Below are 21,573 nucleotides of genomic sequence, written 5' to 3' on the forward strand. Positions count from 1 at the left end.
GAGCGACGGGGCCAGCGGGAGCGACAGGAGCAGTGGGAGCGACGGGGCCAGCGGGAGCGACAGGAGTAGCGGGAGCGACAGGAGTAGCGGGAGCAACGGGTCCAGCGGGAGCTACGGGTCCAGCAGGAGCGACAGGAGCAGCGGGGGCGACAGGAGCAGTAGGAGCGACGGGTTCAGCAGGAGCGACGGGGCCAGCGGGAGCGACAGGAGTAGCGGGAGCAACGGGTCCAGCGGGAGTGACGGGTCCAGCAGGAGCGACAGGAGCAGCGGGGGCGACAGGAGCAGCGGGGGCGACGGGTCCAGCGGGAGCGACGGGGCCGGCGGGAGCGACGGGAGCGACGGGAGCAGCGGGGGCGACGGGAGCAGCGGGAGCGACGGGAGCAGCGGGAGCGACGGGGCCAGCGGGAGCGACGGGTCCAGCGGGAGCGACAGGAGTAGCGGGAGCGACAGGAGCAGCTGGGGCGACAGGAGCCACGGGTACCAGCACGACTGCTACTTCAGCGTATGCGGCAAACACTTCAGGGACTTTGTTGGTTGTATTAGGAGGGCTTAATATCCCATTGCCCAATAATCAGTACTTAGGACCGGGGATCACGATTAACGGTGCCAATACCACTTTTACGCTTGCGAATGCTGGTACTTACTACTTTTCCTACAAAATAAACGCCACAGCAGGGCTGCTGGCGCAATCCCGCGTTTTATTAAATGGCACTTCCATCCCAGCATCTTTGAATACGCCGGCAGTCGCTGCATCATCTTATATCGCTGACTTTATTACCACGGTAACGGCGGGCTCAACCATTATTCTCCAGATTTTCGGCCTCGTGGCCACAGTTGTATTAGCGCCTCCGGGGGCGACAATTAATATCATTCAACTTAGCTAACAAGATCAATCCAGCATTCTTCCTGTGTCGTAGACTTTATTCATTCGACCATGCCGAAATATGAAGAGCACTCCGAACCTATTGCGATAGATTATTTATTTCAACTGAGGAGGCTTCCCCAACACGATGTCTCTGCTTTTGGAATTTGAAGAAGCCTTAATAAGCGAACTGTCGTCACCGTCTGTTGCGGGTGGCACCATAAAAAGTCTTGAAGGAGAGGGGGCTGTCCCCAGTCATTTCTATGGCTTGTGGGATAGCCTTTTGCGCCGTTATGCTTCCGTGGTCAAAATAAAGGGAAAAATTTCCTCTAAATTGACTGCAGAAGCTTGTCAGATCCATTTAGCGGGAAAAACTCCCTCTATCTGCGCCGATTTCATGAGAATTCTCTGAATCCGATCACATTAACGGGAGTTTTCCTTTTATTTCCCTCCGAGGTCATCTTTCGAGCCATTTAGCAGGAGTTTTTCCAGTTATCCTCCTTCGCCTTCTTCGTACTGCTCGAATTTGGAACCATTTTAAATTTTTGGACGAGGAACTAGGTGTAAATTTAGAAAGGCACCTTCATAATGGAGGTGTTTTTTTGTTCCCCCGAAACATGGATAGGACTTGAAACACTTGTAGCCGCTCCTCAAATGACTGTAAGATAAGGAACTATGATATAATTAGGGGTGGATTACATTTGGAGAAATATAAGATTGATCGGGAGCGAACTATCATTGAAGATATTAGTTATTGCTGAAAAACCGGACATGGGACGAAATATTGCATCCGCAATAGAGCCTAAAGCCAAAAATCTCAGATCCTATTTAGAAGGTGAGCAGTATATTATCACCTGGGCGATCGGACATTTGATCGAGCTGGCCGAACCTGATCAATATGATGAGAAATATAAAAAGTGGAATATCAGCCATCTGCCGATCATTCCGGATGAATTTAAGCTGATTCCCAATCCGCGGACGTATGACCAGTTGAAAGTGATTGCTGATCTCGCGAAAAGGTGTGACCAGCTCGTCAATGCTTGCGATGCGGGACGGGAAGGTCAGCATATCTTTTCGCTGATCCAGCGGCATCTTGGGCTGAAGCAGCCGGTGAAGCGCTTATGGATATCTGACTTGACGTCAGAAACGATTCGTAATGGCTTTGCAACACTCAAGGAGGGGTCTGAGTATGAAAATTTAACGCGCGCCGCGCGCTCGCGAAGTGAAGCGGATTGGCTGATTGGCATGAATGGCTCGCGGGCTTTTACGACGAAGCATAATGTCCTGCTATCCGTCGGTCGCGTTCAGACACCGGTACTTGCTCTCATCTATGACCGCCAGAAGCAGATCGAAGCCTTCTCCTCGCTTAAATTTTACGAACTCGAGGGGCACTTCACACAAGGGGATACCTTATATCGCGGCATGTGGCAAGGGGAACGCTTGACGGATCAACCGAAAGTGGAGGCATTAGCAGCCAAAGTGAAGGGGAAGCCGGCCCGAATTATTTCCTATGAAGTCAAGGAAACGAAGGAATATCCGTTCAAATTGTACGATTTGACGCTGCTGCAGCGTGAGGCGAATGGGAAGTATGCCTTCTCGGCAAAGAAGACGCTCGACACCGCTCAGGCCCTTTACGAGAAGCATAAGGTCATTTCCTATCCAAGAACGAATTCCAACTATGTTACGGAACAAAATATTCCGGAAATGCATAAGTCGCTATCGGCCTTGCAAGGAACCGCGTATCATGATCTTGTTCAGGGAGCTAACCGCAATCTCGTACATAAAAACAATAAAAATATTTGCAATCCGTCCAAGGTGGAAGATCACCACGCGATCCTTCCAACGAATCGGAAAGCGGCCGGACTCAGTCCGGACGAGCAAAAACTGTACGATTTGATCGTAAGGCGATTCTTATCGCAATTTTATCCGCCGGCCGAATATAAGGTTCACACGGTAATGACCGAGGTTGAACAAGAGATGTTCAAGACGACCGTCAAAGAACTGCTTCATTTGGGCTGGAAAGTCATTTACGCCGATCAGAAAAAAGAAAAGCCAAAAAGCTCAAAAGGCAAAGACAAGGAAGAGGAAGAAGACGAAGAGGTGGAAGTCAGTGAGCCTTTCTCGATAAATGCTCAAGGCCAAGTTGTCTGCAGTGACGCCGTCGTCAAAGAGAAAGATACGCAGCCGCCAAAGCATTTTAATGAAGGGACGCTGCTTAAAGCGATGGAAAGCGCAGGCAAGCAGATTGAGGATGAGGAGCTTCGCGATGCGATGAAGGATTCGGGCCTCGGTACCCCGGCCACGCGCGCAGCAACCATTGAACGGCTGAAGAAGGTAGGCTATATCGACATGCAGGGCAAGAAGATTGTCCTTACCCAGAAGGGCCGGATGGCTGTCGAATTAATTCGTGGCGCCGGCATCGAGCTGCTGACTTCTCCGGAAATGACAGGACAATGGGAGCGGAGACTGAACGAGATATCACGCGGCACAGCGTCGGACGAGCAATTTATGCGCAATGTTAAAAGATTCGCGACGCTAATCGTAGATAAGGTCCGCGTCCAGGCGAGGGCTGACAAAACAGCCTTCGAAGGCGAAACGCCAGCGGCAGGAGGCAGTAAACGCGGGTCTGCGAAATCAAGCTCGCAAGCAACTTCGGGCGGCGCCAAAGCCAAAACGGCTTCCAAGAAAACGACCGATGCCAAGGCATCCGACGGAGCCAGCACTTTCCTAGCCACATGTCCGAGTCCGGGCTGCGGCGGTTCCCTTTTTATGGGGCGCAAAGGATATGGATGCTCGCACTACAAAGAAGGCTGCAAATTTGTCATTTGGAAGGAAAGCTTCGGCCGCAATTTGACGGATGCGCAGGTGCAAGCTCTTGTCAACAAGGGGAAGACGACCAAATTAAAGCTAGTTCTTCCGGATGGAACTTCGGCAGACGGACGCATCGTTTTGAAAAATGTGGAAACCGGGGAGCTTGGTACGGACACAGAGTAATGGAGGTACGCAGGTGTTTTATTTAACGAATGACTGGGATCAAGCAGTAGGTTCTGAATTTGATGAGCCTTATTTTGAACAATTATGTGAATTTCTCGCAGACGAGTATCAATCCCAAACGATTTATCCGGAACAAAATGAGGTTTTGAACGCTTTGCATTTAACGTCCTATGGAGCTGTCAAAGTCGTCATATTGGGACAAGATCCTTATCATGGAAAAGGACAAGCCCATGGACTCAGTTTTTCGGTGAAACCGGGCATCGCACCGCCGCCGTCCCTCCAGAATATGTACAAAGAATTGCAGTCTGACACACGCTGCTATATACCGGATAACGGCTGTTTGGTGAAATGGGCGGAACAAGGCGTTCTGCTCCTCAACACCGTGTTGACTGTGCGCGAAGACACTCCGAATTCCCACAAAGGGAAAGGTTGGGAGCGATTTACGGATAAAGTGATCGAAGTGCTGTCGGAGCGGGAGAAGCCTGTCATTTTTGTGCTTTGGGGAAGCCATGCGCAAGCGAAACAGCGGCTAATAGATACGAACCGGCATCACATTTTGAAGTCGGTTCATCCTAGCCCGCTTTCTTCTTATCGCGGATTTTTTGGCAGCAAGCCTTTTTCGCAGGTAAATGAACTTCTCAAGGGGCTTGGAAGCAAGGAAATTGATTGGCAAATCTCAAATTTATAATTGAAAAAACAATTGGCATTACGATCTTCAAGGTGGATAATGAAGATGAGGTTGCTGTAGAAAATGCAAGGGAGAGAACGCAATGAAATTTCAAGATTTTCATTATGAGAGACCTGATTTCAGCACTTTTGAAACAGGGTTTAAACAATTGTTAGAACGGTTTAAACAAGCCGTTTCTTTTGATGAACAGGATCAAGCGATGGAAGCTATCGTAAAGCTTCGCGGTGAGCAGGAGTCGATGGAATCGATTGCCCGCATTAGGCACACAGTGGATACGACGGATGAGTTTTATAAAGCAGAGCAAGAGTACTTCGATGAAATTGAGCCGTTATATCAAGGACTCGTCACAGATTTCTACAAAGCGTTGATTGACTCGGCATTTCGCGCGGAATTGGAAGTCAAATGGGGCAAGCAATTGTTTAGAATTGCCGCTTTGGCGCTTCAAACATTCTCTCCAGCCATCGTTGAAGATCTCGTACAGGAAAACAAGCTGGCCAGTGAATATTCGAAATTGCTTGCTTCGGCAAAGCTGTTTTATGAAGGAGAAGAGCGGAATTTATCGCAGCTTGTGCCATTTCAATTATCGACAGACCGAAATGTCCGCAAAGAATCGAATGATGTAAAATATAGCTTCTTTATCGAAAATGAAGCCAAATTGGATGAGCTGTATGATCAATTGGTCAAAATTCGGACGGAAATTGCCAAAAAACTGGGCTACAACAATTTTGTGGAACTGGCCTATGCGCGTATGAACCGTTCGGATTATAAAGCCAAGGATGTGGAAGCTTTCCGCAATCAAGTGTTGGAGCATATCGTCCCCGCAGCAACGAAGCTGAAGGAACGTCAAAAAGCTAGAATTGGCGTAGATGCCCTCCACTATTATGATGACAAGTTTGGTTTTCCTTCCGGAAATGCGACGCCAAAAGGCGATGCCGATTGGATTGTGGAACAAGCACGCACGATGTATGCGGAATTGTCGCCCGAAACGGACGAGTTTTTTACGTTTATGATCGACAATGGCTTGATGGATCTTGTGGCGAAGAAGGGGAAACGTGTCGGAGGCTACTGCTCATATATTAGTACATACAAAGCACCGTTCATCTTCTCTAATTTTAACGGCACATCCGGTGATATCGATGTGTTAACGCATGAAGTCGGGCATGCTTTTCAAGGCTACAGTTCCAGGGAATTTCAAGTTCCGGAATATGTGTTCCCTACCTTGGAAGCCTGCGAAATCCATTCCATGAGCATGGAGTTTCTGGCTTGGCCATGGATGTCGCTCTTCTTCGAAGAAGAGACGGATAAGTACAAATTTAAACATCTGAGCGAATCACTGTTGTTTATACCTTACGGTGTCGCGGTAGATGAATTTCAGCACCGGGTCTACGAGCAGCCGGAGCTGACGCCCTCAGAGCGCAAACGGGTTTGGCGTGAGATTGAGCGCAAATATTTACCGCATCGTGAGTATGAAGATAACGATTATTTGGAAAGAGGCGGCTTCTGGCAGCAACAACCGCACATATACAAAAGCCCGTTCTATTACATCGACTACACACTCGCGCAAGTATGTGCGTTTCAGTTCTGGAAACGGGCTAATGAAAATCCGGAGCTGGCTTGGCAGGATTACTTGCGACTTTGCCGGCAAGGGGGCAGCCATAGCTTCACAGAGCTCGTTCAAGTTGCGAATTTAATCTCGCCATTCCATGACGGCTGTGTGGCTTCCGTCATTGGCCAGATCGATAATTGGCTGGATCAAGTTGACGATAAGACGCTCTAAATCATAGGCTTCACATGTGTAATTTGCAGAGGGCTGTCACAATCTTTGCCCGTCTCGTAGGAGCGATTGCCCAGAACGGCAAGAAAAGCTTGGAAGTCCTCAGCCGTACCTCTTTGTAAAACTTGGATTGCCGCACGGAGGACGGTTTCACCGTCTGCCATAGCGATACCCCATAAGTCCCAAATACTGTGCGTATACGTTTCTTCAAGCGATGTCGGACAGTTCCAAATCGTGTTGGCTTCGTTTAAATAATCAAGCGGAGCCACGCGTTTGGCATAGACAAGGGGCGCTATTTTACCGAAGGTTAATACACGCTTGATTCCTTTAGGATCGTGAAAAAGACGCTGCGCCTTAATCATATCGAAGTAAGCGTCGTTCCAATCTTTCTCCGTAATACTTGCAGCAAGATCAGGGTAGTTGTTAGCCGCTGCATTGGCTAGCGCAGATGCAACGCCAAGCGGCAGTGTTTCACCCACATAAATCTCTTTCCAAACTGGCGTTTTCCAAGTTTCAAGTCCGCGTTTGCGCTTTAGAATGAGTGTGTCCATAATAATTTCAAACCGTTGATGATCCCATTTTTTGAAACCTGATTTATAAAAAACATAAGGATGCATGTTCCGATCAAGAATATGATGCGTGATGAAACCAAGCACATAAACGACGGCCGGATTATAGAGACCTCTGCCTTGCACTTGACGTAGCAAATCCCCGAGGAACGGACCGCACATTTTCGTATGCATAAGACTCCCTAATTGATTCAGTGTTTTATCCTTTTCCCATGGCAGGAAATGATGATAGAACAAGAAATCCGGTCCTTGACAGCCAAGGGAGAAGACGTTTCGTATTTGTTTGTCATTCAGCATTGGGGCATGCCCCAGTTGCGACATCAATTCTTGACCGAATAAAAGATGAGTCCAGATGTTTGGCAAGCCGTGATTCCTCCTTCTTACAACCTTCTAAGATCGTGTGAGAACCATTTCATTCTAACATAACTGTGTGACTCAATGGCACATTTCGCGAACATTTTATGTTCCAACAAGTTCCTATAGCAGGAATAATCTTCAAGTTGTCGAATTCAAAAAACGATCGGTGATGAAAGCTAACCAATGCATATCTATGATAGGAGATAAAATATGAATAGGGTCAATAATCCGCTGGATCATTCAAACCGTGCAGATCCCGACAATATTCAGGGTTTACTCTCGGGAACAGAACCGTCATTTGCTGCAGTTTTCGAATTCACTACAATGGGTATAGCAATTATTTCGCTGAGCGGGCTATGGGTAAGAGTGAATAACCGTTTATGTACACTAACCGGATACACGGAGGAAGAGCTCGTATATAAGGACTTACGTGGGATTTTTTCGCCTGAGGAAGACGAAGAGCTGGGATCATGTTTTGAACAATTGATTTCTGGGAAGATCAGTGCCTCTCAGCTTGAAAAAAAATTAATTCAGAAGGACGGGACCCTTGCCTGGGTAGACTTCAGGATCTCGTTAGTTCGAAATTCACAGAATGAACCGCTCTATTATATTTCCCAGATCAGTTATCTCACACAGAAGACGGAGATGGAGCGGAAGCTGGCTGAGAGCGAGCAGCGTTACAAATCCTTAATCGAGCACAATCCTGCGGGAATCTTAACCTGTGATCTGAAGGGGATGATTAAAAGCCTGAATCCTGCGATGGAGCGGATATTAGGATTCGAAGAGAGGGAAATGGTCGGTCAATCCCTTAACCACTTCTGGAGCCAGGAACAGGGGGCCGAGGACGCTGTCAACAGCATTGTGCTCAAAACGGACAATTATATGCTGCGGGTCATTCATAAGAACGGTGAGCAGATTGAATTAGGCTTGAAGAATGTGCCCATTATCGTCGATGGAAAGAATGAAGGAATTTATGTGATCGCCAGAGACATTACACAGCATAACAAAGACCGGGAGTCCTTAAGAGTGGCTCAACAGGATCTCCATGATACCGTACGCAGGCAGCAAGGCATGACCATGAAATTCAGAGAGATGCAGGGGAATTTCATACATACCTTATGTGATGGAGAACTTCTGTATCGGCTCGGTTTTAAACCTTCAAACATTATCGGCAATCATCTTTATGAAATTTGGCCCTATCCACTGGCTGCGAATATTGTAAACTATTATCGCAAAGCTTGGAGCGGTGAAGAAAATGTCATGTATGAAGCTACTTTCCGCGGGATTACTTATTTGACATCCTTGCGCCCTATTTTTGAAAATGGCCGCGTGATCGAAGTTATCGGATCCTGCGTGGATATTACTGAACGCAAACGTATGGAAACTGAGCTCAGGGAGACGAAAGAACTTCTGGAATCTTTCATTAGCAATACAACAGATGCTATTTGTGTGCTTGATTTGCATGCCAGGGTGATATCCGTCAATAGTGCCTATGAGCAAATCTTCGGCTGGCATCACAGCGAACTGCTGAACAAGCCATTGCCGATTTATCCTGAATTTCTGGAGGAACAGCGCAAAGAAATTTACGAAATGCTGAAAGCTGGCAAGCAGATTTCAGGACTTGAGACGGTACGGCAGCGTAAAGACGGACAGCTTGTGCATGTCAGTGTGACGAAGACGCCAATCAAAAATGAGAAAGGCGAAATCATCGGTTTTGCAGGCATATCTCGGGATATTACAGAACGGAATCGAACGGAGGAATTGTTACGTAAATCGGATAAGCTTTCTGTTGCGGGGCAGTTAGCCGCCGGGCTAGCGCATGAAATAAGAAACCCCCTGACCTCGCTCCGCGGTTTTTTGCAGCTGCTTCAAAACGATGTAAAAGGGAAACAGCACTATTTTGATATCATGCTCTCGGAATTGGATCGTATTAATTTCATTGTCAGTGAGTTTCTTGTGATTGCCAAGCCGGAGGCGATTCATTATAAAGAGAGTGATTTGAAAGATATTCTTCAATCGGTTACAGCGCTGCTCGATACGCAAGCCGTTCTATGCAATGTGGTGCTCCTGCTGGAATTTGAAACTGAAATCCCGAAGTTGGTTTGCTCTGAGATGCATTTAAAGCAATTATTTATTAATCTGGTTAAAAATGCGATGGAAGCTATACCGAAAGACGGGCAAATTAAACTAACCGTATCTTTACAAGGAAGCAATCTAATTAGAGTGCGAACGGAAGATAACGGTTGCGGAATTCCCGAGGACCGGCTGAAACAATTAGGCGAGCCGTTTTATACAACGAAAGAAAAGGGAACAGGGCTCGGCTTAATGATGTGTTTTAAAATTGTTGAGGCTCACCAAGGGACGATGACCATTCAAAGCAGGTTAGGCGAAGGAACGACCATTGATGTGTTCTTACCGACGCGGCCGAGTGGACAGAGCATCGTGGAATTGACCTAACATCGTGAAAAAACCGTCTTTTCTCTTGGAGAAAGGCGGTTTTTTTCGTGAACTAGAAGCTGATGCTAAATTCAGTGGTTTCTCGGGAATACCACTTTGAACTAGAGTCTTGCTCATTATAAATGCGTACTTCATCAGGCGTATATTTGACAATTATTCCAGAGTTGACCTGATAATAAACACCAAGTGGATCTAACGACCAAACATAGACAGGTGTTTGGGTCAGGGCTGCAATAAAAATCTCTATATCTGTATCCAGTAGTTTAGTTCCGTAAATCATCGACGCACCTCTGTCTTTTTTTTGTGAAATTGTACTTATTATTAGTGACAGTATGAACAATTAAACAATCACGGAAACATCTGAACATTTTTTGTGACATGACGCAGTAAGAAAACAGGGATAGTTAAAAGTACAAAAATGGGGTTTGCAGGACCGTAAATTCCTAGTATAATAGGTAGGCTTTGCGTGAATTGACAGTAGGCAAATTAAGATTGGGTAGAAGGAGAAAGGGGTCAATGGCTGTGATTGTGGTTGGGGGAATGATCGGTCTTGGTAAAACATCAGTATCCACTTTGCTTGGAAAAGAGTTGAATTCAAGTGTTTACTATGAAAGCGTAGATGATAATCCGATATTACCGCTGTTTTATACGGCGTCTCCGGAAGAAATTGAGAAGAAACGTTATCCGTTTCTGCTTCAGCTGCACTTCCTGAATACTAGATTTAAAGCGATTAAAGAAGCGCTTGTACATAATCGAAATGTGCTGGATAGAAGCATTTATGAAGATTGGTACTTTGCAAAAGTCAATCGGGAGCTGGGTCGTATTTCGCAATTGGAATTCGATGTGTATGAAGGCCTTGCCGACAATATGATGTCGGAGCTTGCTGAGCTTCCCAAAAAAGCGCCTGATCTCATGGTTTATCTGAAGGCCTCGTTCGAAACAGTGATGCATCGCATCGGTCTAAGAGGACGCAGCTTCGAGCAGGATCAATCTTTGGTTGATTATTATCGCCAGCTTTGGTCCGGCTATGATGATTGGGTTATGAATCACTATCATGCTTCTGAAGTGTTGATTGTGGATATGGACGTTGTGGATGTTGTGAACCGTCCGGAAGATGCCAAAGTATTAGTGGATCAAGTGCGGGCTAAACTTTCCGAACTAGCTATCGTTTAATATCGAAGACCCCCTCTATTCAGAGGGGGTCTTTCGAATTATATAAAGCAGTTAATTGTTTAAAAATAGTTGGCATATTGCCCTGTGAAGCAGCATATACATATCGAATATTGACGGTGCACCACTTTATTTGTCGGAAAATAAAAGTAAACGTAAGCCGCGTGAAAATGAATGAAGGATAGGTGATGAATTTGTTATTTATCGTATGTTACCACGGAAAGCCCATGTGCCCTCCACTGCCGAAATTGGCCGCCACCGAGAAAATGCAAAAACTGAGCCTTCTATTCTCGAATCTGGAACTTGTTGAAGTGGAGCAGCAAAAAGTTGCCAACTGATCTTAATTTTATTGGTGTTTTGGACTCACTCCCTAATCTTTGGATTAAGGGAGTTTTTGTCTTTCCCTGCGTATGTTAAAGTAGAGGGAAATGGCTGAATTTGGGAGGGTGGCATGGACTCTGTTGCACCTAGGAAGAAAGCGATTATTATCGGAGCCGGCATTGGCGGACTTACCACAGCTCTTTTTTTGCAAAAAATCGGCTGGAATGCGGTCCTTTATGAGAAAAAGAATGCACGCTCTGAGTTCGGTGCGGGGATCGTTATGGCCGCGAATACGCTGCATATCTTAGCAGAGCTTGGATTAGCCGATAAGGTGAAATGGGCTGGCGCTCAAGTTGGTCAAGCGGACATTCGATCCTGGGATGGCAAAGCGATCACATCGGTTCCTGTTGCGAAACAGGCCAGTCGCTACGGAACATACAGCTATCTGATCCATCGGGCAAAGCTCCAGGCGATTTTAGCTGAGCAATTGCATGCAGAGACAATTTTGCATGTTCGCAAGAAAATGATTGCATGGGAACAAAGTGATCATGAGGTTAGGGTTCGATTTGAGGATGGCACTGAAGACTCCGGCGATATTCTGATCGGTTCGGATGGGATACATTCTGATGCGGCCAAGCAATTATTCGGATCGCTTCCGCTGCGCTATTCGGGCTTTACGGCTTTTCGAGGTATTACCTCATTCAAGGATCCCAGGTACACGCTTGACGTTGGTGGCGGTTTTGAGGCCTGGGGCAGCGGACGGAGATTTGGGTTCTCGCAGCTCGGGGAGGATCAGGTGTTTTGGTTCGCTGCCCTAAATGCTCCTGCGGGATCAAAGATTCCGAATAAGAAAGAGCATGTTCTTCAGCAGCTGAAGGGCTGGCATGCTCCTATCGAACGGGTGCTGCAATTGACAGAAGAATCGTCTATTCTTCAGCATGATATCTATGATCGAAAGCCGCTTGAAACATGGAGCAGGGGCAGAGTAGTGCTGCTTGGCGATGCTGCCCATCCGATGCTGCCAAACCTGGGACAAGGCGGTGCGCAAGCGATGGAGGATGCCTACGTACTAGCACGGTGTCTGGAGAAAGCTGCGGGTGCCGGGCTGAGTGAAGTTTCCTCGGTTTTCGAGTCTTATGAGAAAATACGGATCCCCCGCGCGAATCAAGTTGTGCGGCAGTCCAGGCGCATGGCACGAATGGTACAAATGAGTAATCCGGTAGCGCTCATGCTCCGCAATCGTTTGTTAAATCTGGTTCCTGAGTCTGTCAAAATCAATCAGCTGCACTGGCTCCTCGGGCATCGCGTAGCCAATATGGAAAGGCAGGAATAATCACGATGATCTTATTAGAAGTAATCGCAACATCAATGGAAGATGCTTTGCGCGCGGAAGCCGGAGGAGCAGACCGCATTGAGCTGGTTGCGAACTTGCATGAAGGCGGTTTAACACCCGACCTGATCCTAGTGCGTGAAATTAAGGCAGCTGTTTCCATACCGGTGCACGTCATGATTCGGCCTCATAGCAGAACCTTTCATATGCAGAAGACAGATCTTCAATCGATGCTGGATGATAGTAAGGCGGCTTATCAGGCGGGGGCCGCGGCTTTAGTTTGGGGTGTTCTAACCGCTGGAGGAACAATTGACCGAAATGCGCTGGAGTCGCTTTTGGAGGTTGCGCCGCTTCCCGTAACCTTTCACCGCGCCTTCGACGAAGTTCAGAACCAGGAGGAAGCATTAAGCTGTTTGCTTGGATACAAGCAAATTCGTTCGGTGCTTACTTCTGGCGGAGCCGCAAGTGCGCTGCAAGCTGTGGACAGGCTTCAGAAATTGGTGAGCCTTACATCAGGGCATGAGCTGAACATTATGGCTGGCGGCGGACTCACGTTGGCAACTTTGAAGGATTTTGCAAGCACGACGCAGGTACCTATTGTTCATTTGGGGACGGGAGTTAGGATCGATCAAAGCGTGAAAGAGCCGGTTGATGTCGACAGAGTTAGGAAAGCCAAACAGCTGTTAACTGAAATAAGCGGAACTTCAAATTAAATGGAACTGTATGAGCAGAAGGTGCGGGTTCGGATTTGGTTGGAAAATATTTTTTGAATTGTGTGAAAATCAATAGAATAGATGGAAAACTCCGAATATAATGGAATAGTATACTTTGAGAAAAGAGGTGCTGTCTATGTATGATTCCACGGATATTCAAAGAAATAAAGGAATGGCCATTATTGCGTATATCTTGTTCTTCGTTCCGCTGATTGCTGCTAAAGATTCCAAATTTGCTATGTATCATGCGAATCAAGGTCTAACGCTGTTCCTCTGCTGCGTCATCCTCAATGTGGTTTTGGGAATCATTCCAATTATCGGTTGGATTCTCCTGCCCTTAGCAAATTTGGCGATGTTCATTTTTGCTATTCTGGGCATTGTCGCAGCTGCTCAAGGTCAAGCAAAGCCGCTGCCGGTCATAGGCGCATACACACTGTTAAAGTAAGTTAATGTACATAATGAAAAGCGTGCGGGAATGCTCGATTCCCTGAATGTGCCTAAAGTAGGCGGAGTGCGCAAAAGGTTGGAGTTAGCGCTGTAAAACAAGCTTAACTAGTGCGGGGACGCTCGAACCCGCCGCACATCACCGAGAGTCTGTAGAGCTAAAATGTGCTATTAAAAGGGCCTGGATGCCCGGGAGAGGGAACTCCGTTCCTTTATCTCGGCGAAAAGCGGAGTTTCTGACGTCCGAGGGGAACTACAGGGTCTTATCTCACCAGAGTTGCCTAATTCCCCGGAAGCAGTGGCGAAATAGCGGACCATAGTTCCCACTCCCTCGCTCAAAGAGCTTCTTTGGACAAAATAGCGCCCTGCAGTTCCCTTAAGTGCCGCCAGAGGAGCAATGAACCCGGCCGTCGCTGCAAAAAAAGCTAGGGTTCGCTGAACCCATCCCCAATTCTAGCGAAAAAGACTGTCCATCAGGTCATTTCTGACCTTTTGAGACAGTCTTTTTGCCTTAAATATGCGACACTAGCTCGGCAATCCGCGCATTGACATTGCCTTCGAACAATCCGCCATGGTAGCAGATAACCTTTTCAATGTCGTATTCAGTGAATTTCTTAAGAGACTGCACGGCTAGCTCATAATCTGCACAGTAAGCCGGAATAGGACCATTCAGCTGTCCATCCGCTACAACCATCGCATCCGCGGCAATCAAAGTTTTACTTGGAATATGGTAAAAGCTTAGATGCCCGGGCGTATGCCCTGGTGTCAGAATGACGGTCAGACCGCCGGAGACGGGAAGGATCTGTCCATCTTCTATAAGGCTATGAACCTGACCTTTGGGTGGATTTTCTAGATTCGCTCGAAAAGCTTTCCGCCATTCGGGCGACACATTTTCCGGCAAATTAGCCACTGCCCGATCGATTGCTTCCGGTGTGACTTTAATCAGCATTTTCTCGCCTTGGATATAAGGTTTCTCAAGTTCGCTGGCAAGAACGGTAAGTTTGTCCGGCATTTCGTTTAAAAACGCAGGCAGGCTTCCGATATGATCTATATCCTGATGGGAAATAATAATTGTGTTTAATTTATCAAGAGGCACATGATGCTCTTCAATTGCTTTGCAAATGAGGGGGAAGTTGCCGGGATACCCGGTGTCGATTAATACGGCGCGCTCGTCATCGCACAAAAGTACAGGATGTATAACATTTGTACGCCCCATGACAACCACTTCCAACTCTAACATATGAATTCCGTTTGCGATTTGCATCTCAATTCCCTCCAAATGGATAGTAAAGAACAGAGCTATCATACCTAACCCGGAAACTAGATGTCAAATAAATATTTTATTATATCACAAATTTCAATAAATGTCAATAGTTAATTCAGTGAATTTTCAGAATTTAATTTTGTCCAAAATTTGATCAACGTGTGAATAAAATATGAACATTTTTTTGTGTTTTGTGTTATACTACATATATAAGACTTTTACTTCTGGAGTTTGGAGTGATGATGATGGCTGTAAGAACTGTTTCCGTTAGTAATGAACGCAGTGAACGTGATGTGGTGCCATTGGTGAAGTTAATGACAATCGCGGCATGGGCTTTGCTTGGCATAGGATTACTTTTAAGCTTGTTGAATATCAATCATTTCAGTGATCGCAATGTTTTCTTAATGGTGGGCATCGGCTTCATGGTTGGAAGTGTTTTCGTTTATGTGATTCGGACGGCCATTCATCTCGTACATTCTCGTTCCGTATCCAAGACGGAATGAGAACAACAATCATGAATAAAAAAAGCCTTTCAGGTAATTAACTTGAAGGGCTTTTTGGTATGCATGGATTTTCATACTTTTACATAATAGTCAACAAACGTTGTGTGACATTTGTTTTACAGTAAAACGTCGATCCTTTGACGTATTTGTTAAGTCCTGTTAGTCCCTGTGTACTTTTAAATGCAATTTGTTATCTTAGTATTAGATATAAAAGCGCATGTTAAAGATTATGGAAACAGCATTTTGCAGATTGTGGATCAGGAGGTTAGTTGGATGAAGAAGAGAAAACTCGTACGAGCTCTGCTGCCGGTTATGATGATAGCCTTGATTGTCTTATTGGCAGGATGCAGCGATCAAGCAATGGTATTGGATCCGAAGGGTCCTGTTGCTGAAACACAGAAAAACTTGATTTACATTTCCACGGTCATGTGTTTGGTTATTCTTGTTCCTGTGTTAATTCTAACGGCATGGATTGTTTGGCGGTATCGGGACAAAGAAGGCAGGAAAGCTGCTTATAAACCGAACTGGGCGCATAACACGTCACTAGAAGTTGTATGGTGGTCAATCCCAATTATCATGATTGCGGCATTGGCTGTCATCACAGTTAAATATACGTATGCGCTGGAGCCTTCCAAACCGATTAAATCGGAGAAAGCGCCAATCACAATTCAAGTAACTTCTCTGGATTGGAAATGGTTGTTCACGTATCCGGAGCTGGGCATTGGAACACTCAATTATGTGCAAATTCCGGCAGATACACCGATTAAGTTTGAACTTACCTCAGATGCTCCGATGAACTCATTCTGGGTTCCGCAGTTGGGGGGACAAATTTATACGATGTCCGGTATGGCGATGACGCTGTACTTACAAGCTGATGAGATTGGTCACTACTTTGGTACGGGAGCTAATTTTAGCGGTTCCCACTTCGCGGACATGACATTCGACGTGAATGCGACTTCCCAAGCGGATTTCGATGCCTTTGTAGCAAAAACGAAGCAGTCGCCAACAAAGCTGACAATGGATAGCTATGAACAATTGGCGAAGCCCGGTCAGTCCAAAGGCGTGCAGTATTTCTCATCGATTCCAGACGGACTGTTCCAAAAGATCGTAACGAAATATACGAACGGTCAATCCATTCATAGCGGTCATGGCGCTTCTGGAACTACGCATGAATCGGTGAAATCTTCATCGACAGATAAAAATGCGTCAAAAGACCAGAAGCAAATGGATCATAGTCAAATGAATATGTCAAAATGATAGAACGAAGTTTTCACGAAAGGAAGTCGTGCTCATGTTGGATAGTATTAAGCAGTTCGCATCGGAGTTTTTCGTAACGGGCGACCCACTCATTCTGGGCGCTCAGGTGAGTATCGGTCTCTCGATGGTCGCCATGGTTTTCGTACTGAGTTATTTCAGAAAATGGGGCTGGCTCTGGCGGGAGTGGTTAACAAGCGTTGATCATAAACGTATCGGGATCATGTACATCATTTGTTCGATATTGATGCTTTTCCGCGGCGGCGTAGATGCGCTTCTGATGCGTTTACAGCTGGCGATGCCAAATACGGAGTTTTTGCAGGCGGACCATTATAATGCCATTTTCACTACGCATGGCGTTATTATGATTCTGTTCATGGCGATGCCGCTCATGTTCGGTTTATTTAATATCGTCGTTCCCTTGCAGATTGGGGCCAGGGACGTTGCGTATCCTTTCTTGAACTCACTTAGTTTCTGGCTGTTCTTCTGGGGAGCGATGCTGTTCAATGTGTCGTTCGTCATCGGCGGTTCGCCGGATGCAGGGTGGTTGAGTTATCCGCCGCTTTCGGAGCTTTCTCACAGTCCGGGCGTCGGTCAGAACTTCTATATTTGGGGGATTCAAATCTCAGGTATCGGTAGTTTAGCGACAGGGATTAACTTTATCGTAACGATTCTCAAAATGCGTGCGCCAGGCATGACATTGATGAAAATGCCAATGTTCACATGGTCTGTATTTTCCAGCTGCGTGACGATTATCTTTGCATTCCCGATTCTAACGGTTACATTGGCGCTGTTATTCCTTGATCGCTTCTTAGGTGCGCATTTCTTCACCTTAGATGGCGGCGGAAATCCGATGATGTATATCAACTTGATTTGGATGTGGGGACATCCTGAGGTTTACATTGTCGTTCTTCCTGCATTCGGGATTTTCTCTGAAATTGTTGCAACGTTCTCCAAGAAAAAATTGTTCGGTTACAAATCCATGGTTTTCGCCATGTTTATCATCAGCTTGTTTTCTTTCTTCACTTGGGCGCATCACTTTTTCACGATGGGTTCCGGAGCGGATGTCAATGCTTTCTTCGCAATAACGACGATGTTGATTGCCATTCCTACAGGGGTCAAAGTATTTAACTGGTTATTTACGATGTTCCGGGGGAAAATCCGTTTCTCGACACCAATGATGTGGACGATTGCGTTCATACCGTGTTTCGTCGTCGGGGGGATGACGGGGGTGCTGCTCTCCGTTGCGCCTGCTGACTTCCAGTTCCATAACAGCTACTTCCTGATCGCGCATTTCCATCAAGTCTTAATTGGCGGCGTTGCGTTCGGATATTTCGCAGGTTTGTATTACTGGTGGCCGAAAATGTTCGGCTTCAAGCTCAACGAGCACTTAGGGAAATGGGCTTTCTGGTTGTGGAACATAGGCTTCTATGTCTGTTTCATGCCGCAATACTTCTTAGGCTTGGACGGTATGACCCGCCGTACGTATACGTACGATTTCGATATGGGTTGGGGACCGCTTAACATGGTATCCACCATCGGCGGATTCTTGATGGGAATCGGCTTCCTGTTCCAAGTATGGCAAATCGCGCACTCCATTAAGTTCAGAGAACCGGATGTGACTGGAGATCCATGGGATGGCCGTACACTGGAATGGTCCATTCCTTCGCCGGCTCCGATTTACAATTTTGCGGTGATTCCGCAAGTTAACGATGTGGATGCATGGTGGGAAACGAAGCAGAAGCAGGGGAAAGCGGCTAAATCTGCAGCGACACCTGTTTACGAACCGATTCATATGCCAAAAAATTCGGCCATACCGTTCATCAAGTCTGCACTGTGGTTCTTCGCAGGTTTCGGCTTCGTCTGGGATTGGATGTGGCTTACGATTCCAGCGCTTGTCGGTATCGTAATATGTATGCTGGCTCGCTCGTTCTCTTATGACACGGATTATTATATTCCGGCAGATGAAGTTAAACGTACGGAAGCCGCATTGAAAGGGGCGAAAGTCTAATGGCACATGCAGCCGCGCACGGTGAGCAGCACGCTCACGAACACGACCATGAACATGATCACGAATCGCTCAAGACGTTCGGATTCTGGATTTTTCTAATCACAGACTGTATCTTGTTCGGATCTTTATTCGCTACTTATATCGTTCTCCATCAGAATACCAATGGGGGACCGACACCGGAAGAGCTTTTCAAAATGCCGGGCATCATCGCTGAAACATTCATCTTGCTAACCAGCTCATTCACAAGCGGTCTAGCTGTGCTTGGCATGCACAAAGGCAATCTGAAGCAGCTAATAGGCTGGCTGATCGTTACGGTGCTTCTAGGAGCTTCATTTGTTGGCTTAGAGGTAACGGAATTTGTTAATATGATTTATCACGAAGGTGCAACCATTAGTACCAGCGCGTTCTTATCCGGCTTCTTCACACTGGTGGGGACTCACGGACTGCACGTTTCCGTAGGTTTGATCTGGATGATCGGACTGATCCTGCAGCTTAAGCGCAGAGGCATTACAACAGTAACGAAGCGGAAAGTGGAAGTAATTTCGCTGTACTGGCATTTCCTCGATGTCGTTTGGATTTTCGTCTTCACATTCGTTTATTTGATGGGGGTGATGTAAGATGGGCGGAAACCATACAAACTCGCATGGAAACCATAATGCGCATGGTTCATTGAAGTCTTATGTCATCGGCTTCGCGCTTTCGATCATCCTAACGATCATCCCTCTGGTTGTAGTCATGAATCACATGTTGAATAAAACCGGGACATTGGTATTGATTCTCCTCATGGCCATCCTGCAATTCGGTGTACAATTGTTCTTCTTCATGCATGTGAAGGAAGGCGAGAACGCACACTGGAACATTATGGCGCTGATTTTTGGCCTGATTATTCTCGTGACGATCGTGGCTGGCTCAATTTGGATTATGACTTACAACACAGTGGCACATTAAAATTTATGGCGCAAAAGAAAAAGACGCTCTTTACCGCGAAACTCGCGGGGAGGGCGTCTTTTTTCATAGAACAGAGTTAACAAGTCGACTTTTTGTTGCGTTCTTTCATTTCTCGTTTATCTTGTTGGACGGCTTTTTCACCGAATTGATCCAAGCGTGAAGGGCTGCCGGCTGGTCCGTTATTTCGCGGTTTGCTGTTTCTCCCACTCATCATTATCACCTCCGAGACTCAGCTTTTGCTAAATAGACGCGGTTCATGCTGGTTCTTTCAGGAAGGGCTAAAGGGGTTGTCAGTTAGACTTTATCGTGATACATTATGTATCAGAGATACTAATTGTATCGAGCAGCGAGAATGGACAAGCGAATTTAGCGAACGGAGAGGAGCCGAATGATACGCCGAACCCAGCGATTTCGAAACCACCTCGATGACAATCTCATTCATTTGCGCAAGAACCTGTTCATTTCCCCATCCGATCCTATGTATTATGAGAAGGTCATTCGGTATTTGGATGCTACTTCGCCAGAAGCACATTATAAGATCGGGCAAAAATTTGAAAGGAAAGGGAATTTAAAGCGGGCGATTTTTCATTACAAGGAAGTTCTTCGAACGTATCCGTCGCCATTCTACTCCGATGCCAATCGAGCCATTCGTCACATTGAAGACGAGCAAGCGGCGCATGCGCTGAACATGCAGAAAGCTTTCCCGGAGGAAAAGAAGGGGATTCTGCCGCCATTTATGAAGACGCTGCTCCTTGTCCTGCTTGTGCTTAATCTTCTGTTGGTTGTTTTGTTTGCAGGGAATCAGCCCCTCTACAAAACAATATCCTCCATGAAGGTTTGGGGTGTTGGAAGCGATATCACCTACGAAACGGTTGACGCGCCTTTCGTTATGTACCTAGCGCCCGAGACGAAGGGCGAGGCCATTGAAATGGCTTTGCATAAACAGGCTCTGGAGTTGGCGAAGGAAATGCCGAAGATGAACATCCTCATTTACGGGGTCCTTTCACAGGACAGCGGAAGTATTGGCAAAACCATGCTGCTTAGGGATGAAGAACTGACGAAGAGTGCCATCGTCGTAGCGCAGTATCATCCCGAGACAGACGACAGGGTAAGAATCCGTTTCTTAAATGCCGAATTTGAAAAGCACCAACCGCTTAGCGCGTTTGGTGCTAATTTAGTTAGAACGGCATTGGAAGCGTACATAAAGGACAATGGGAGCCCGCCAGACCATCTGGAAGCGCTGCTGCAGGATTACCCTAACAACTACCTTAGTTTTATCCCATTGGAGGCGTCAACGGGCTCTAACGGCATCTCAGCGACGTTCACAGGAACAGGGGGATGGGTTTATACGTCAGGCGCGGCAGACCCCGCGCAGATGTTCTATGCAAATTCAGAAGCCGTGGCGAATACGCCGTACGAACCGGTGCATATAGAAATCAACAAAGCGGAACATCAGCTTAAGCTGGTAAGCGGAGACAATATTTTATGGGATAAAGTAATCGGTCTTGGTTCGAATGATCGTACGCCGCAAGGCCATTTCCAGGTAAAGGACCGCGTGCAAAACCCCCAAGGAAGCCATGCTCAGAGCTACGGGGAAGCAGGCTTGGGGCTTGGCGCCATCGCGCTGCACGGCACTTACGATGTGAGCTCGATCGGCGCGGATAAATCGCTCGGCTGCGTGAGGCTGACGAATGAGGATGTGCAGCAGCTGTTTCCTTTCGTTCCCAAAGGCGCAGAGGTGCAGATTCAAGGATCCGCATGGTCGGCGAACAAGCAAGAGCTAGTGAAAGATGCCGAACGGCTCATTCCTTCCGTACGGCCTGCTCTTGACGAATCCCCAGATAGCGTCGAATTCCATTGGCTTGGTTAGTAATGAAAAAGCAGTTGAAGCTGCCCGAATCCTAGATTCCGGAG

General features: G+C 46.8%; 20 protein-coding genes. 16 read left to right on the plus strand and 4 right to left on the minus strand.

The genetic code is table 11. The features are described 5' to 3' along the window. From GC097_RS23770 to GC097_RS23790, 5 genes are all read left to right on the plus strand, one after another. Positions 1-884, plus strand: an 884-nt coding sequence (locus GC097_RS23770; protein ID WP_446686398.1) for a BclA C-terminal domain-containing protein, incomplete at its 5' end; no start/stop codon positions are given. 126 nt (positions 885-1,010) lie between these two features. Next, positions 1,011-1,274, plus strand: a complete 264-nt coding sequence (locus GC097_RS23775) for a hypothetical protein (RefSeq protein ID WP_171685799.1) — start codon at positions 1,011-1,013, stop codon at positions 1,272-1,274. A gap of 326 nt (positions 1,275-1,600) precedes the next feature. Further along, on the plus strand, positions 1,601-3,856 hold the full coding sequence (locus tag GC097_RS23780) for a type IA DNA topoisomerase (protein WP_171685800.1): 2,256 nt from the start codon (positions 1,601-1,603) through the stop codon (positions 3,854-3,856). Continuing rightward, positions 3,819-4,544 carry a uracil-DNA glycosylase gene (locus tag GC097_RS23785; RefSeq protein ID WP_171685801.1) on the plus strand — a complete coding sequence of 242 codons (726 nt, stop codon included), beginning with the start codon at positions 3,819-3,821 and terminating at the stop codon, positions 4,542-4,544. The genes GC097_RS23780 and GC097_RS23785 overlap by 38 nt, the downstream gene beginning before the upstream one ends. A gap of 82 nt (positions 4,545-4,626) precedes the next feature. Beyond that, positions 4,627-6,321: a M3 family oligoendopeptidase gene (locus GC097_RS23790; RefSeq protein WP_171685802.1), complete on the plus strand. Its 1,695-nt coding sequence runs from the start codon at positions 4,627-4,629 to the stop codon at positions 6,319-6,321. On the opposite strand, the gene GC097_RS23795 is transcribed toward GC097_RS23790, so the two are convergent. Then, positions 6,318-7,250: a zinc dependent phospholipase C family protein gene (locus GC097_RS23795; RefSeq protein WP_171685803.1), complete on the minus strand. Its 933-nt coding sequence runs from the start codon at positions 7,248-7,250 to the stop codon at positions 6,318-6,320. The genes GC097_RS23790 and GC097_RS23795 overlap by 4 nt on opposite strands. Positions 7,251-7,454: 204 nt before the next feature. Here GC097_RS23795 and GC097_RS23800 point away from each other — a divergent pair, with 204 nt between their 5' ends. Further along, a complete protein-coding gene (locus tag GC097_RS23800) occupies positions 7,455-9,701 on the plus strand; it encodes a PAS domain S-box protein (RefSeq protein WP_171685804.1) in 2,247 nt (748 codons plus the stop codon). 52 nt (positions 9,702-9,753) lie between these two features. Here the strand turns inward: GC097_RS23800 and GC097_RS23805 are convergent, their stop codons facing one another. Further along, complete coding sequence (locus GC097_RS23805) at positions 9,754-9,981, minus strand: hypothetical protein (protein WP_171685805.1); 228 nt, start codon at positions 9,979-9,981, stop codon at positions 9,754-9,756. A 236-nt stretch (positions 9,982-10,217) separates the two neighbouring features. On the opposite strand from GC097_RS23805, the gene GC097_RS23810 reads away from it, so the two are divergent. The 4 genes from GC097_RS23810 (at position 10,218) to GC097_RS23825 (ending at position 13,680) form a co-directional block, all read left to right on the plus strand. Further along, positions 10,218-10,874: a deoxynucleoside kinase gene (locus tag GC097_RS23810; protein WP_171685806.1), complete on the plus strand. Its 657-nt coding sequence runs from the start codon at positions 10,218-10,220 to the stop codon at positions 10,872-10,874. 448 nt (positions 10,875-11,322) lie between these two features. Next, entirely contained in the window at positions 11,323-12,525 is a 1,203-nt protein-coding gene (locus GC097_RS23815) for an FAD-dependent monooxygenase (protein WP_171685807.1), read from the plus strand. Between the two features lie 5 nt (positions 12,526-12,530). After that, positions 12,531-13,235, plus strand: coding sequence for a copper homeostasis protein CutC (locus tag GC097_RS23820; protein ID WP_216625876.1), 705 nt, complete (start codon positions 12,531-12,533; stop codon positions 13,233-13,235). Positions 13,236-13,350: 115 nt separating this feature from the next. Further along, a complete protein-coding gene (locus GC097_RS23825; protein WP_312875724.1) occupies positions 13,351-13,680 on the plus strand; it encodes a DUF4870 domain-containing protein in 330 nt (109 codons plus the stop codon). A gap of 510 nt (positions 13,681-14,190) precedes the next feature. Here GC097_RS23825 and GC097_RS23830 read toward each other — a convergent pair. Further along, the gene (locus GC097_RS23830) at positions 14,191-14,943 is read right to left on the minus strand and encodes an MBL fold metallo-hydrolase (protein ID WP_171685808.1); all 753 of its coding nucleotides are present in this window, start codon (positions 14,941-14,943) and stop codon (positions 14,191-14,193) included. Positions 14,944-15,188: 245 nt separating this feature from the next. Here GC097_RS23830 and GC097_RS23835 point away from each other — a divergent pair, with 245 nt between their 5' ends. The 5 genes from GC097_RS23835 (at position 15,189) to cyoD (ending at position 19,659) form a co-directional block, all read left to right on the plus strand. Next, positions 15,189-15,446 carry a hypothetical protein gene (locus tag GC097_RS23835; RefSeq protein WP_171685809.1) on the plus strand — a complete coding sequence of 86 codons (258 nt, stop codon included), beginning with the start codon at positions 15,189-15,191 and terminating at the stop codon, positions 15,444-15,446. A 273-nt stretch (positions 15,447-15,719) separates the two neighbouring features. After that, positions 15,720-16,703 carry a ubiquinol oxidase subunit II gene (gene cyoA / locus GC097_RS23840; RefSeq protein ID WP_171685810.1) on the plus strand — a complete coding sequence of 328 codons (984 nt, stop codon included), beginning with the start codon at positions 15,720-15,722 and terminating at the stop codon, positions 16,701-16,703. 34 nt (positions 16,704-16,737) lie between these two features. Continuing rightward, complete coding sequence (locus GC097_RS23845; RefSeq protein ID WP_171685811.1) at positions 16,738-18,711, plus strand: cbb3-type cytochrome c oxidase subunit I; 1,974 nt, start codon at positions 16,738-16,740, stop codon at positions 18,709-18,711. Continuing rightward, positions 18,711-19,328, plus strand: a complete 618-nt coding sequence (gene cyoC, locus GC097_RS23850) for a cytochrome o ubiquinol oxidase subunit III (protein WP_171685812.1) — start codon at positions 18,711-18,713, stop codon at positions 19,326-19,328. Before GC097_RS23845 ends, cyoC begins: the two co-directional genes overlap by 1 nt. Before the next feature lies 1 nt (position 19,329). Further along, entirely contained in the window at positions 19,330-19,659 is a 330-nt protein-coding gene (cyoD, locus tag GC097_RS23855) for a cytochrome o ubiquinol oxidase subunit IV (RefSeq protein WP_171685813.1), read from the plus strand. A 76-nt stretch (positions 19,660-19,735) separates the two neighbouring features. On the opposite strand, the gene GC097_RS34815 is transcribed toward cyoD, so the two are convergent. Beyond that, positions 19,736-19,870: a hypothetical protein gene (locus tag GC097_RS34815; RefSeq protein ID WP_281364346.1), complete on the minus strand. Its 135-nt coding sequence runs from the start codon at positions 19,868-19,870 to the stop codon at positions 19,736-19,738. Between the two features lie 177 nt (positions 19,871-20,047). Between GC097_RS34815 and GC097_RS23860 the strand changes: the two genes are divergently transcribed. Then, positions 20,048-21,529: a L,D-transpeptidase family protein gene (locus GC097_RS23860; RefSeq protein ID WP_171685814.1), complete on the plus strand. Its 1,482-nt coding sequence runs from the start codon at positions 20,048-20,050 to the stop codon at positions 21,527-21,529. The last annotated feature ends 44 nt before the right edge of the window (positions 21,530-21,573 follow it).

Origin of the sequence: Paenibacillus planticolens, from assembly GCF_013141725.1 — a bacterium.
Taxonomy (GTDB): Bacteria; Bacillota; Bacilli; order Paenibacillales; family NBRC-103111; genus Paenibacillus_E; species Paenibacillus_E planticolens.